Raw genomic sequence first — 13,312 nt, 5'->3', positions numbered from 1 at the left:
GGGGCGGGACGGTACGGGCGCCTGGGTCTGCGGACGGGTCCGGGACACGGCGAAGACCCGGACGTCCACCGAGTCGGTGATCGCATCCGGGTCGTGGACGCCCTGCTCCCCCTCGTCGGCGGAGCGCGCCCGCAGGTCCTTGGCGTACCGGCGCTCCATGCCCGCCCGTCCGGACAGCAATCGGATGGCGGTGCTGAAGCGTTCCGTCGGACGGGCCTCGTTCAGCTCGTCCTGCCTACGGAGCCACATCGGCACCAAGTAGGCGGCCCAGGCCCCGACAATGACTGCGTAGATGAGGCCGCTGCTGCTCACGCCTCACACGGTAGAGGGGTTTGGACGGGGCCATCCGCCAATTGGGCCGGTGTGTCGCACGATCCGGCTGATATTTCGAACTTTTCTTGTGACCGGCTCGATCAGAGGGCCACGCGAACCGGGAATTCCGCGGCCCAACGCGGTCACCCCGCGGTCAAATTCGAACGTTTATTCAATTACTTGGTCCGTGCGGGATTTCCCGGTGACGCCGATCGTGTTCGGGCAGCTCGTGGCCGGACCGCTCCGGGGAGCGTGCCCGGTGCCATCGGGTGAGCAGACCGTCGGGGACTTCCTCCGCGGTGAGCGCGAAGACGAGATGGTCCCGCCAGGCCCCGTCGATGTGGAGATAGCGCGGACGCAGGCCTTCCTCGCGGAATCCGAGTTTCTCCACGACCCTGCGGCTCGGCCCGTTCTCGGGGCGAATGCAGACCTCGATGCGGTGCAGTCCGACCGAACGGAAACAGTGGTCGACTACCATCGCCACGGCCGTCGGCACCACTCCGCGCCCGGCGACCGTCTCGTCCACCCAGTAGCCGACATGCCCCGAGCACATCGAACCCCAGGTGATCCCGGCGACCGTCAACTGGCCGACGAGACGCCCCTGGTACTCGATGACGAACGGCAGCATCCGTCCGGCGCCCGCCTCCGAGCGCAGGTGGCGGACCATCTGACGGTAGGTCGGCCGGTGGATGACCGGGCCGCTGGGCGTGGGCGGCGGGATGGTCGCCTCCCAGGGCCGCAGCCAGTCGCGGTTGCGCCGGTTGACCTCGCGCCACGCCTTCTGGTCGCGCAGCTTTATCGGCCGGAGGACGATGTCGCCGTCGACCAGCACGACCGGCCAGTACGGGCTGTTCAGCTCGCACCCCCGCCACTGGCGCCGGGCCGGGGGTGGTCCCCGCCGCGCAGCTGGTCCACGGCGTGCTTCAGCAGCGGTTCCAGGACGGCGAGTCCGTCCTTCACCCCGCCGCCGGAACCGGGCAGATTGACGATCAGGGTTCCGTCGGCGACCCCGGCCAGGCCCCGCGAGAGGGCGGCCGTGGGCACCTTGTCCCGGCCGTACGCCCGGATGGCCTCCGCGATGCCGGGGACCTCGTGGTCGATCACCCGGCGGGTGGCCTCGGGGGTGCGGTCGGTGGGCGAGATGCCGGTGCCTCCGGTGGTGACGATGACGTCGTACCCGGCGTCGGTGCCCTCACGGAGAGCCGCCTCCACGGGGTCGCCGTCGGGAACCACCCGGGGGCCGTCGACCGCGAAGCCGAAGCGCCGCAGCCCTTCCGCGATCAGCGGGCCGCCCCTGTCCTCGTAGACGCCGGCCGCGGCCCGGTTGGAGGCCGTGACCACCAGCGCGCTGTACAGGGCGGACAGCGCGCCGCCGGCGGTCGCGTCGAGTGTCATGCCCGGCTCCAGTCGCCCGACTTGCCGCCCGTCTTCTCCTCCACCCGCACGTCCGTGATGACCGCCTCCTTGTCGACCGCCTTGACCATGTCGATCACGGTGAGCGCGGCGACGGAGACCGCGGTGAGCGCCTCCATCTCCACGCCCGTGCGGTCCGTCGTCCTCACCGTCGCCGTGATCTCCACGGCGTCGTCCGCGACCGACAGGTCCAGTTTCACACCGGAGACCGACAACGGGTGGCACAGCGGGATCAGGTCGGGGGTGCGTTTGGCGCCCATGATGCCCGCGATGCGCGCGGTGGCCAGCGCGTCGCCCTTGGGGACGCCCTCGCCGCGCAGCAGCTCGATCACGCGCGGTGCGACGCGTACCCGGCCGGTGGCCCGCGCGGTGCGCGCGGTGACGTCCTTGGCGGACACGTCGACCATTCGGGCGGCGCCCGCCGCGTCGATGTGGGTCAGCCGGGACTGCCCGGCGGGTTCGGCGGATCCGGAGTGTTCGGAAGGTCCGGAGTGTTCGGAAGGTCCGGCGGGTTCGGAGGGTCCGGGGGTCGCCCCCCGGGATGGCACGGTCATGATCGTGTGACGCTCCCGGTCCTGGCCCGTCGCGGTGCGGCGCACGGGCCTGCTGTGCGCGACACGGTACCGCCAACCGGACGTGCTCAGCCGAGCAGGACCACCTGGACCTCGGTGCCGGGCGCCACGGACTCGGTGTGCTCGGGGACGACGATCAGCGCGTTCGCCTGTGCGAGGGCGGCGACGAGGTGCGATCCGGCGCCGCCCACGGGAGTCACCGTGCCGTCGGCGTACCGGCCGCGCAGGAACTGACGGCGGTCCTTCGGCGAGGTGAGTGCCCGGTCCGCGGTGAGCTTCGCGCGGGTCCTCGGCCGGTGGACGTCGGTCAGGCCCATCAGGGTGCGGATGGCGGGGCGGACGAACAGCTCGAAGGAGACGTAGGAGGAGACCGGGTTGCCGGGCAGGGCGAGCAGCGGGGTGTGGTCGGGCCCGATGGAGCCGAAGCCCTGGGGCTTGCCCGGCTGCATGGCGAGCCGGCGGAAGTCGACGCCGCTGCCGGGCTCGTCCTCGTCCCCCGCGTACGACAGCGCCTCCTTGACGACGTCGTACGCCCCGACGCTCACGCCGCCGGTGGTGACCATCAGGTCGGCGCGCACCAGCTGGTCCTCGATGGTGTCCCGCAGGGTCGTGGCGTCGTCGGCGACGGCCCCCACGCGGTAGGCGATCGCGCCGGCGTCCCGCGCGGCGGCGGTGAGGGCGAAGCTGTTGGAGTCGTAGATCTGGCCGGAGCGCAGTTCCTCGTCGGGCTGGACGAGTTCGCTGCCGGTGGAGAGCACGACCACGCGGGGGCGCGGGTGCACCCGCACCGTGCCGCGGCCGATCGCGGCCAGCAGGGAGATCTGCGGCGGGCCGAGGACGGTGCCGGCCTCCAGCGCGCGGTCGCCGGCCCGGACGTCGCTGCCCTTGGCGCGTACGTGTGCGCGGGCCGGGGCCGGGCGGTACACGTGGACCTGTCCGGCCGCGCCCTCGGGGGCCAGGCTGCGGGCGCGCATCCCGGTGGCGGGGCCCTCGCCGAGGCCTCCGTCGGTCCACTCGACGGGGACGACGGTCTCGGCGCCGGGCGGGAGCGGGGCGCCGGTCATGATGCGGGCGGCCTGTCCGGGGCCGACGTGGAGGAGGTCGGCCTGGCCGGCGGCGACGTCCCCGACGACCTCGAGGGCGGCCGGGTACTGCTCGCTCGCGCCCGCGGCGTCCGCGACCCGCACCGCGTACCCGTCCATGGAGCTGTTGTCGAACGGGGGCAGGGACACCGGCACCGTGATGTCCTCGACCAGGACGCAGCCCTGGGCGTCGAGGAGCTGCAACTCGATGGGTTCGAGGGGCCGGACGGTCGCGAGGATGTCGTCCAGGTGCTCGTCCACCGACCAGAGGTGGTCCGGGCCTGCGGTGCGGGGCGCGGCGGTACTCAAGGTTGCTGCATCTCCTCGGTGACGTAGCGGCGGAGCCAGGTCCGGAAGTCCGGTCCCAGGTCCTCACGTTCGCACGCGAGTCGGACAATGGCACGCAGGTAGTCGCCGCGGTCGCCGGTGTCATAGCGGCGGCCCTTGAAGACGACGCCGTGCACCGGGCCTCCGTCCTTCCCCTCGGCGGCGGCCGACGGCGTATGCGTGTCGACGAGCTGCTGGAGGGCGTCGGTGAGCTGGATCTCGCCGCCGCGGCCGGGTTCGGTCGTGCGCAGTATGCCGAAGACGGCCGGGTCGAGGACGTAGCGGCCGATGATGGCGTAGTTGGACGGCGCGTCCTCGACGTCGGGCTTCTCGACCAGACCGCTGACCTTGACGACGTCGGAGTCCGCGGTGCACTCGACGGCGGCGGCTCCGTAGAGGTGGATCTGCTCGGGCGCCACCTCCATGAGGGCGATGACGCTGCCGCCGTACTGCTGCTGGACGTCGATCATGCGCTGGAGCAGGAGGTCGCGCGGGTCGATCAGGTCGTCGCCGAGGAGGACGGCGAAGGGCTCGTCACCGACGTGCGGGGCGGCGCACAGCACGGCGTGGCCGAGTCCCCTGGGGTCACCCTGGCGGACGTAGTGCATGGTGGCCAGGTCACTGGACTGCTGGACCTTGGCGAGGCGGTCCGCGTCGCCCTTCTTCTGAAGGGCGGACTCCAGTTCGTAGTTGCGGTCGAAGTGGTCCTCCAGAGGGCGCTTGTTACGGCCCGTGACCATGAGGACGTCGTCGAGACCGGCGGAGACGGCCTCTTCGACCACGTACTGGATCGCCGGCTTGTCGACGACCGGCAGCATCTCCTTGGGAGTGGCCTTGGTGGCCGGCAGGAACCGGGTGCCGAGACCGGCCGCGGGGATGACAGCCTTGGTGATCCGAGGGTGTGACTGTGACATGCCGGACACCATATCCGGTGCCTTTGCAGGGAATCTGTCGCTCCGCATGATTACTGCTCATATGAACACATTGGAACGGTACGGGAACAGACTTGGGACAGAACGATCGCGCGGACGAGCGTGACAAACGGACACTGCGCCGCGAAGTACTCCGCGTGAGGAACGGGTTGACGGCGGATGACGTACGGGAATCCGGGGCCGCGCTGGCCCGGTGGGCACTCGCGCTGCCCGAACTGGCGCACGCGCGCACCGTGGCCGCGTACGTCTCCGTGGGAAGCGAACCCGGCACGCTCGCGCTGCTGGACGCGCTGCGCGCGCGGGGCGTGCGCGTGCTGCTGCCCGCGCTGCTGCCGGACAACGACCTCGACTGGGGCACGTACACGGGCGAGGGCTCCCTCGCGCGGGTGCGGCACGGCGGCCGGATGGACCTGTTCGAGCCGGCCGGGGAACGCCTCGGACCGGAGGCCGTGACGGAGGCGGACGCCGTGCTGCTGCCCGGACTGGCCGTCGACGCGCGCGGGATGCGGCTGGGGCGCGGTGGAGGCTCCTACGACCGTGTCCTCGCCCGGCTGGACCGCGCGGGCGCGCACCCGGCGCTGGTGGTGCTGCTGTACGGCTCCGAGGTCGTCGGCCGTGTCCCCGGGGAGCCGCACGACCGGCCGGTGCACGCGGCGGTGACACCGTCCGGCGTACGGCGGTTCGGCCGCCCCGGTGACGGGCCCGCCGGCAGGACCCCCTGAAACGCGAACCGGTCCCCCCGCGCGTGCGCGGGGGGACCGGTCACGGCGGCCGGCCGGCCGGGGTCAGGGCTTGAGCAGCAGCGTGTCGCTCGTGTTCTCCTCGACCGCCTTCTGCGAGAACGGCCACTCCAGCAGCTCGCCCTTGGCCCACTGGTCCGTCTGGTCGACGTAGTGCGAGCTGTAGGCGTGTCCGGAGGCACCGGTGAGGTTGATGTACCGCGACTTGTCGAGGTCGTCGAGGTTGACCACCATGCGCATGGACGGCACCCACACGACGCCGTAGCCGCCCGCGGCGTTCCAGCCGGTCGCGTTGACCGTGGCCTCGCCGCCGCCGAGCTTCCACGGGCCGCGGTTGAGGACGTACTTCAGGAAACCGGGGCCCTCGGTGCCGAGGGTCTGGTTCTTCAGGAACAGGCGGTGCAGCCGGCCCCAGCTCCAGGTGTCGATGTCCTTGCCGAGCTTGGCGGTCAGCTCCCAGCGGGCGTCGATCATGGCCCGCTTGAACAGGTCGTCACGGTTGTCGGCGCCCGGGCGGGTGCCCCGCTTGGACGTCGTCCACCACTCGCTGTCCTCGTCCTCCTTCAGCTTGCGGACCACCTCGAACCAGCGGTCGCCGCCGTCCGGCTGCGCCTGGTCGGCGGCGCGCTGACCGCACTCGCGGACCTTGCCCGCCTCGTCGGCGGGCCCGGTGGTGTTGACCGGGTCGACCCACAGGCACTGGCCCTCGACCCGCAGTTCCTTGGGCAGCTTGTGGCCGAAGGCCAGCTTGAGGATGTTGCGCCACACGGCGTTGAAGTAGGCGGCGGCGGCCGAGTCGGCGTCCTGGGTGTAGTCCCAGCCCTCCAGCAGCTTCTGCGCCTCGCGCACGTCCTCGTCACCGGTGTCGGTCTTCAGCAGGTCGGGCACCAGCAGCTTGGCGATGGAGCTGGAGTTGTCGAGCTGCATCTGCCGCATGTCGTCGGTGGAGACCTTGCCGCCGTCCTTGATCTTCGACTGGATCAGGTCGGTGATGCGCCGGCTGCGGGCGCCGTAACCCCAGTCCGTGGTCAGCGTGTACGGGTAGTCCTTGCCGACGACGGCCTGGTTGGCGGTGACGATGTAGCCGCGCTCGGGGTCGAACTCGTAGGGCAGCTCGTCCTGGTCGATCCAGCCGGTCCACTCGTAGTCGGCGTCCCAGCCGGGGGCGGGGAGGGAACCGTCGTGGTCCTCCGCGCGGGTGGGGATCTTCCCCGGCAGCGTGTATCCGATGTGGCCCTCGGTGTCCGCGTAGACGAGGTTCTGCGACGGCACCTCGAAGAGCGTGGCCGCCTCGCGGAAGTCGTCCCAGTCCTTCGCGCGGTTGATGGCGAAGACGGAGTCCATGGTGCGGCCCGGGTCCAGGGCGGTCCAGCGCAGGGCGACACCGTAGCCGTCGCCCCGGTCGGGGGCCGCGCTGTCGACGGTGGCCTTCTTGCCGGCCCGCACCAGTTCGTCGGAGCGGTCGGAGAGCAGCGGGCCGTTGTTGGTCTCGCGGACCACGATCTTGCGCGCCGAGCCGCCGGCGACCTTGATCGTCTCCTCGCGGGTCTCGAACGGCACCACCTTGCCGTCGTACTGGTAGCCGTCCCCGGTGATCTTCTCCAGGTACAGGTCGGTGACGTCGACGCCGGAGTTGGTCAGGCCCCAGGCGATGTCCTGGTTGTGGCCGATTATCACTCCGGGCATGCCCGCGAAGGTGTAGCCCGTGACGTCGTACTGGCACTTCTCGGAGACGCTGCGGCAGTGCAGGCCCATCTGGTACCAGACGGACGGCAGCGAGGCCGACAGGTGCGGGTCGTTGGCGAGCAGCGGCCGGCCGGTGATGGTGTGCTCACCGGCGACGACCCAGGAGTTGGAGCCGATGCCGTCGCCGTTGACGCCGACGGCGGTGGGGAGGTCGCGCAGGATCTCCTGGAGGCCCGTCAGCTGGCTCTCCACGGAGGAGCCCTCGGTGCCGGTGCCGGTGCCGGTTTCCGTACCGATCTCCGAGCCGGTCCCCGTGCCCGTACCGGCGCCCTCGCCCTCGCCCTCGCCTTCGCCCTCGCCCTCGCCCTCGCCCTCGCCGGACCCGCCGGAGGTCCCGCCCTGCTCGTACTCCCCGGTGACCTCGTCGTACTGGCCCTCCTGGATCACCGGCTTGTTCCGGCCGTACGGGTACGCCGGATACAGGTCGGCGATCTGCTTCGGGCCGAGCCTGCTGGTCATCAGCGCGCGGTCGATCTCGTCCTGCATGTTGCCGCGCAGGTCCCAGGCCATCGCCTTCAGCCAGGCCACGGAGTCGACCGGGGTCCACTCCCCCGGCCTGTAGTCGTTCTCGAAGCCCAGCGCCGCGTACTCCAGGGAGATCTCCTCGCCCTCCCTGCCCTCCAGATAGGCGTTGACGCCCTTGGAGTACGCCTGGAGGTACTTCTTCGTGGCGGGAGAGAGCTTCTTGCCGTACTCCTCCTCGGCGACCCGCTCCCAGCCGAGGGTGCGCAGGAACGCGTCGGTGTCGGCCTGGCCCGCGCCGAACATCTCCGACAGGCGCCCGGCGGTCATGTGCCGTCGCACGTCCATCTCGTAGAACCGGTCCTGCGCCTGGACATAGCCCTGCGCCATGAACAGGTCCTCGTCGGAGGAGGCGTAGATCTGCGGGATGCCGTGACCGTCACGTCTGACATCGACGGTCCCCGACAGGCCCTGGAGCGTGATCGAGCCCTTGGTCTGCGGGAAGGAGGCACGCACGGTGCTGACCGACCAGTACCCCCCGTAGGCGACACCGCCGATCAGGGCCAGCACCAGGACGAGCACGATCAGGCGGCCTTTGCGCCCTTTCTTCCTGCCGGACGTGCCGGGCTGCTGACCCGTGGAGGCGGTGGTGTCGGTGGGCATCGCTGTCCTTGCTGTCCTAACGCGAGCGGCAGGTCGGGCTGTGCTTTTAACTGAGCGCTGGAGCAACGATAGGCGCAGGGCCCCTCGCCCCTTGACGCGGAGTCGGGAACCGACCCGGACGGACGTTCGATCATGCCCTGATCCGCGTCAAGAAAGCGTCAAGAGTTAGGTAAGGTAACGAAGTAGTTTGCCGCGGAAGCGGTGGATCGCAGAGCGGTGCGCGTGAGCTCACGCGCACCGCAGACGCGATGTACTCGATGTACTCGATGTACATGAGCTCACGCGCGGATGTGCCTGGGCAAGGAAAGGAAACGGCCGCTGACTGTCCACCACCTCAACCAGATCCTGCTCGTCTGCTCGGTCGTGCTGCTCGTGGCCGTCGTCGCGGTCCGTATCTCCTCGCGCAGCGGGCTCCCCAGCCTGCTCATCTACCTGGGCATAGGCATCGCCATCGGCCAGGACGGCATCGGCGACATCCAGTTCGACAACGCCGAGCTGACACAGGTCATCGGATACGCGGCGCTGGTCGTGATCCTGGCCGAGGGCGGACTGGGCACCAAGTGGAGCGAGGCGAAACCGGCCCTGCGGTCCGCCTCCGCGCTCGCCCTGGCCGGCGTCGCGGTGAGCGTCGGGGTCACGGCGTCGGCGGCGCACTTCCTGGTCGGGCTGGAGTGGCGGCAGGCACTCATCATCGGCGCGGTGGTCTCCTCGACCGACGCGGCGGCCGTCTTCTCGGTGCTGCGGAGGATTCCCCTGCCCTCCCGGGTGACGGGCACGCTGGAGGCGGAGTCCGGCTTCAACGACGCCCCCGTCGTCATCCTGGTCGTCGCCCTCTCCGCCACCGGACCGGTCGAGCACTGGTACGTACTGCTCGGCGAGATCCTCCTGGAACTGGCCATCGGCGCCGCCATCGGACTCGCGGTGGGCTGGCTGGGCGCCTGGGGGCTGCGGCACGTGGCGCTGCCCGCCTCCGGCCTCTATCCGATCGCCGTCATGGCCATCGCCGTCGCCGCCTACGCGGTGGGCGCCACCGCCCACGGCAGTGGCTTCCTCGCCGTCTATCTCGCCTCGATGGTGCTGGGCAACGCCGGACTGCCGCACTGGCCCGCCACACGCGGATTCGCCGAAGGCCTCGGCTGGATCGCCCAGATCGGCATGTTCGTCCTGCTCGGCCTGCTGGTCACCCCGCACGAACTCGGCGACGACATCGTGCCCGCGCTGCTCATCGGGCTGGCGCTGACCCTGGTGGCCCGCCCGCTGAGCGTCGTGGTGTGCCTGACGCCGTTCCGGGTGCCCTGGCCGGAGCAGGCGCTGATGTCGTGGGCGGGGCTGCGCGGCGCGGTGCCCATCGTCCTGGCGACCATCCCGATGGTGCGGGGCGTCACCGGGAGCGAGCGGATCTTCAACATCGTCTTCGTACTGGTCGTCGTCTACACCCTCGTCCAGGGCCCGACGCTGCCCTGGCTGGCCCGCCGGCTGCGGCTGGGCGAGGACTCCGGCGCCGCCGACCTCGGCATCGAGTCGGCTCCCCTGCAACGGCTGCGCGGACACCTGCTGTCGGTCGCCATCCCCGACGGGTCCAGGATGCACGGCGTGGAGGTCGGCGAGCTGCGGCTGCCGGCCGGAGCCGCCGTCACCCTCGTCGTCCGCGACGGGACGTCCTTCGTCCCGCTCCCGTCGACGATGCTGCGGCACGACGACGAACTGCTCGTCGTCGCCACCGACCCGGTACGCGACGCCGTCGAACGGCGCCTGCGCGCGGTCGGCCGGGGTGGCAAGCTGGCCGGCTGGCTGGGCACCGACGGATCACAGGCGGAACGCTGACAGGGTGCCCCTTTTCACAGGCGCACAAGCCCTTCGATCCCCGTGATCCCGGTACTATGCAAGCGACCCCAGATCGAACCAACTCTGCCTGACGCAGAGCTGGCGCGACCGTATGGCGGCCGGAACGCCCTGAGCTGTGGCGCCGGTATCTACCGCAGTCAGCGCAAGAGGACAGCTCTCGGCGCCCGCGCACGAACCCGCGCGGAGCACTACCAGGTGGCAGAAAGGCACGGGCCGTGGCATCCACGGTCATCACGTCGAAGGACGCGGCCACCTCCCGCCCGGGATACGGCCGGCTGCTGCGCACACGCGGCGCGTGGACGTTCCTCCTCCCCGGCTTCGCGGCACGCCAGCCGTTCGCGATGCTCACCCTCTCCATCGTGCTGCTGGTGCAGCACACCACCGGCTCGTACGGGGCGGCCGGCGCCGTCGCCGCCGTCACCGGTGTCGCCATGGCACTCTTCGCGCCCTACAGCGGCCGTCTCGCCGACCGCCACGGACAGCGCGCCGTCCTGGTGCCCGGTGTCCTGGTGCACACCCTGTCCGGCCTCGCCCTCACCACGCTGGCGCTGGCCGACGCGCCCCTGTGGGCCCTGTTCGCCGCCGCCGTCCCCACGGGCGCCTCGGTGCCGCAGGTCGGACCCATGGTGCGCGCCCGCTGGGGCGTCAAGCTCAAGGGCTCCCCGCTGATGGCCACGGCGACGGCGTTCGAGTCCGTCACCGACGAGTTCACCTTCGTCGTCGGGCCCCTGCTGGCCACGGCCCTGTGCACGGCCGTCGACCCGGCCGCCGGACTGGTCACCGAGGCGGGCCTCACCCTGGTCGGCGGCCTGCTGTTCGCCGCGCAGAAGGGCACGCAGCCCACGGTCGCCGCCCGCGCGGGCCGCGCGCGCGTGCAGCACGCTTCCGCGCTGCGCGCCCCCGGCGTGCGGGTGCTGATCGTGACCTTCCTCGGCATCGGTTCCGTCTTCGGCGGCATGCAGGTGTCACTGGCCGCGTTCAGCGAGTCGATCGGCAACCCCGGGATGAACGGCGTCCTCTACGGCGTCTTCGCCGCGGGAAACATGCTCGCCGGCATCGCCTGCGGCGCCATCGCCTGGAAGACCGGCCCGCAGCGGCGGATGGTCCTCGCCTACGCGGGCCTCGCCCTGACCGCCTCCGTTCTGTGGACCGCCCACTCGGCACTGCTGCTGGCCGGGCTCGGCCTCCTGGTCGGCATGTGCATCGCGCCCGCCCTGATCACCGGCTACACACTGGTGGAGGACCTGGTCCCGGCCGGCGCCCGCACCGAGGCCTTCACCTGGCTGACCGGCGCCGTCGCGCTCGGCCAGGCCGCGGCCGTCACGGCCGCCGGACAACTGGAGGACAACCTGTGGGACGGCGCCGGATTCCTGGTGCCGATGGCCGGTACGGTGCTGGCCCTGGCGACGCTGCTTGCGCTGCGGTCGCGGCTGGTGACGCACCCGCACGGGCGCACCGTCGCACGTGGCGTGGGTCACCGCGAGCCCGTCGCAGTGGACTGAACCCGCGGAATACGTCACTATGGACCGTCGTTAGCACTCATCGAGTGAGAGTGCCAGGAGGAAGACAGTGCCGACCTACCAGTACCAGTGCACCGAGTGCGGCGAAGGCCTCGAGGCGGTGCAGAAGTTCACCGACGACGCGCTGACCGAGTGCCCCGGCTGCCAGGGCCGCCTCAAGAAGGTGTTCTCGGCCGTCGGCATCGTCTTCAAGGGCTCCGGCTTCTACCGGAACGACAGCCGCGGCTCCTCGTCGAGCAGCGCCCCGGCGTCGAAGTCCGCCGCCGGCTCCTCCTCGACAGGCACCTCGTCCTCGTCGTCCTCCTCGGGGTCGGGCTCCGGTTCGGGTTCGAGCTCGTCGTCCGGTTCGTCCGGTTCCGGCAGCTCCACCAGCACCACCGCCGCGTAGGACCACGTTCTTACGGGACCCTGTCGTCACCCGGCGACGGGGTCTTCGGCGTTTCCGGGTCCGGCTAGGGTGCGGGCATGGCGAACATGGCGAACGCCGAGATCGGCGTGATCGGCGGCTCCGGCTTCTACTCCTTCCTCGACGACGTGACCGAGGTCCAGGTGGACACCCCGTACGGGGCGCCCAGCGACTCCCTGTTCCTCGGCGAGGTGGCCGGCCGTCGGGTCGCCTTCCTGCCCCGGCACGGGCGCGGCCACCATCTGCCGCCGCACCGCATCAACTACCGCGCCAATCTGTGGGCGCTGAGGTCGGTCGGCGCCCGCCAGGTCCTCGGGCCGTGCGCGGTGGGCGGTCTGCGGCCCGAGTACGGGCCGGGCACCCTGCTGGTACCGGACCAGCTCGTGGACCGTACGAAGTCCCGGGAGAACACGTACTTCGACGGGCTGCCGCTGCCCGACGGCACCATGCCCAACGTGGTCCACGTGTCCCTGGCCGACCCCTACTGCCCCACCGGGCGGGCGGCCGCGCTGAAGGCGGCACGGGGCCGCGACTGGGACCCGGTGGACGGCGGCACGCTGGCCGTGGTGGAGGGGCCGCGCTTCTCCACCCGCGCCGAGTCGCTGTGGCACCGGGCGCAGGGCTGGTCGGTGGTGGGCATGACCGGCCACCCCGAGGCGGTGCTCGCCCGTGAGCTGGAGCTCTGCTACACGTCCCTCACGCTGGTCACCGACCTGGACGCCGGTGCCGAGACCGGTGAGGGCGTCTCCCACGAGGAGGTGCTGCGGGTGTTCGCCGCCAACGTGGACCGGCTGCGGGGCGTGCTCTTCGACGCGGTGGCCGCGCTGCCGGCGTCGGGTGAACGGGTCTGTCCGTGCGGGTCGGCACTGGGCGGGATGAACCCCGGGTTCCCGCTGCCGTAGGGGGAGGCGGGCGGGGTACGGCTCGCGCCGTCAGCGGCAGTTGCGGCTCCTGGTCACAGCAGGCGCGGCTCGGTGCTGACGAGGGCGTTCCCGGCTCACGTCCGCGGAGGTCGGGCTCGCGGCCGACGCGTGCGTATCGCGCGGGGCGGAGGGTCCCCGTTCGCGGGGCGGAAGCCGTTCGCCGGGCGGAGGGTCCCGTTCGCGGGGCGGAAGCCGTTCGCCGGGCGGAGGGTCCCGTTCGCGGGGCGGAAGCCGTTCGCCGGGCGGAGGGTCCCGTTCGCGGGGCGGAAGCCGTTCGCGGGGCGGAAGCCGTTCGCCGGGCGGAGGGCCCCGTTCGGGTGGCGGAGGGCCCCGTTCGCGGGGCGGAAGCCGTTCGCGGGGCGGAAGCCG

At 71.5% G+C, this 13,312-nt stretch carries 11 protein-coding genes and 1 pseudogene; 5 read left to right on the top strand and 7 right to left on the bottom strand.

Annotation, left to right across the window (positions count from 1 at the left end; all coding sequences use genetic code 11):
* The 6 genes and pseudogenes from B9S61_RS38295 to galU form a co-directional block, all read right to left on the bottom strand.
* Nucleotides 1-312: pseudogene (locus B9S61_RS38295) on the bottom strand (hypothetical protein); the annotation flags it as partial.
* Between the two features lie 172 nt (nucleotides 313-484).
* Entirely contained in the window at nucleotides 485-1,144 is a 660-nt protein-coding gene (locus tag B9S61_RS38290) for a GNAT family N-acetyltransferase (RefSeq protein WP_258040102.1), read from the bottom strand.
* 20 nt (nucleotides 1,145-1,164) lie between these two features.
* Nucleotides 1,165-1,707 carry a molybdenum cofactor biosynthesis protein B gene (locus tag B9S61_RS38285; RefSeq protein WP_103546282.1) on the bottom strand — a complete coding sequence of 181 codons (543 nt, stop codon included), beginning with the start codon at nucleotides 1,705-1,707 and terminating at the stop codon, nucleotides 1,165-1,167.
* Nucleotides 1,704-2,279, bottom strand: coding sequence for a cyclic pyranopterin monophosphate synthase MoaC (gene moaC / locus B9S61_RS38280; RefSeq protein WP_103546285.1), 576 nt, complete (start codon nucleotides 2,277-2,279; stop codon nucleotides 1,704-1,706). The genes B9S61_RS38285 and moaC overlap by 4 nt, the downstream gene beginning before the upstream one ends.
* Before the next feature lie 86 nt (nucleotides 2,280-2,365).
* The gene (gene glp, locus B9S61_RS38275) at nucleotides 2,366-3,688 is read right to left on the bottom strand and encodes a gephyrin-like molybdotransferase Glp (RefSeq protein WP_103546281.1); all 1,323 of its coding nucleotides are present in this window, start codon (nucleotides 3,686-3,688) and stop codon (nucleotides 2,366-2,368) included.
* A complete protein-coding gene (gene galU / locus B9S61_RS38270) occupies nucleotides 3,685-4,620 on the bottom strand; it encodes a UTP--glucose-1-phosphate uridylyltransferase GalU (protein ID WP_103546284.1) in 936 nt (311 codons plus the stop codon). Before galU ends, glp begins: the two co-directional genes overlap by 4 nt.
* Before the next feature lie 92 nt (nucleotides 4,621-4,712).
* Between galU and B9S61_RS38265 the strand changes: the two genes are divergently transcribed.
* Nucleotides 4,713-5,360, top strand: coding sequence for a 5-formyltetrahydrofolate cyclo-ligase (locus tag B9S61_RS38265; protein ID WP_103546280.1), 648 nt, complete (start codon nucleotides 4,713-4,715; stop codon nucleotides 5,358-5,360).
* A gap of 63 nt (nucleotides 5,361-5,423) precedes the next feature.
* Here B9S61_RS38265 and B9S61_RS38260 read toward each other — a convergent pair whose 3' ends face one another.
* Nucleotides 5,424-8,249 (bottom strand): penicillin acylase family protein, encoded by a 2,826-nt coding sequence (locus tag B9S61_RS38260; RefSeq protein ID WP_103546279.1) that lies wholly within the window; start codon nucleotides 8,247-8,249, stop codon nucleotides 5,424-5,426.
* Nucleotides 8,250-8,537: 288 nt separating this feature from the next.
* On the opposite strand from B9S61_RS38260, the gene B9S61_RS38255 reads away from it, so the two are divergent.
* The 4 genes from B9S61_RS38255 (at nucleotide 8,538) to B9S61_RS38240 (ending at nucleotide 12,922) form a co-directional block, all read left to right on the top strand.
* Nucleotides 8,538-10,073 (top strand): potassium/proton antiporter, encoded by a 1,536-nt coding sequence (locus B9S61_RS38255; protein WP_103546278.1) that lies wholly within the window; start codon nucleotides 8,538-8,540, stop codon nucleotides 10,071-10,073.
* A 236-nt stretch (nucleotides 10,074-10,309) separates the two neighbouring features.
* The gene (locus B9S61_RS38250) at nucleotides 10,310-11,596 is read left to right on the top strand and encodes an MFS transporter (RefSeq protein ID WP_103546277.1); all 1,287 of its coding nucleotides are present in this window, start codon (nucleotides 10,310-10,312) and stop codon (nucleotides 11,594-11,596) included.
* A gap of 67 nt (nucleotides 11,597-11,663) precedes the next feature.
* Nucleotides 11,664-12,002 carry an FmdB family zinc ribbon protein gene (locus B9S61_RS38245; RefSeq protein ID WP_103546276.1) on the top strand — a complete coding sequence of 113 codons (339 nt, stop codon included), beginning with the start codon at nucleotides 11,664-11,666 and terminating at the stop codon, nucleotides 12,000-12,002.
* 77 nt (nucleotides 12,003-12,079) lie between these two features.
* Nucleotides 12,080-12,922: an S-methyl-5'-thioadenosine phosphorylase gene (locus tag B9S61_RS38240; RefSeq protein ID WP_103546275.1), complete on the top strand. Its 843-nt coding sequence runs from the start codon at nucleotides 12,080-12,082 to the stop codon at nucleotides 12,920-12,922.
* Nucleotides 12,923-13,312 lie beyond the last annotated feature (390 nt).

The sequence above is a fragment of the Streptomyces sp. SM1 genome (assembly GCF_002910825.1).
GTDB classification, from domain to species: domain Bacteria; phylum Actinomycetota; class Actinomycetes; order Streptomycetales; family Streptomycetaceae; genus Streptomyces; species Streptomyces okerensis.
The sequence above is the reverse complement of the archived record's forward strand: the minus strand, read 5'-3'. Positions and strand labels throughout refer to the sequence as shown.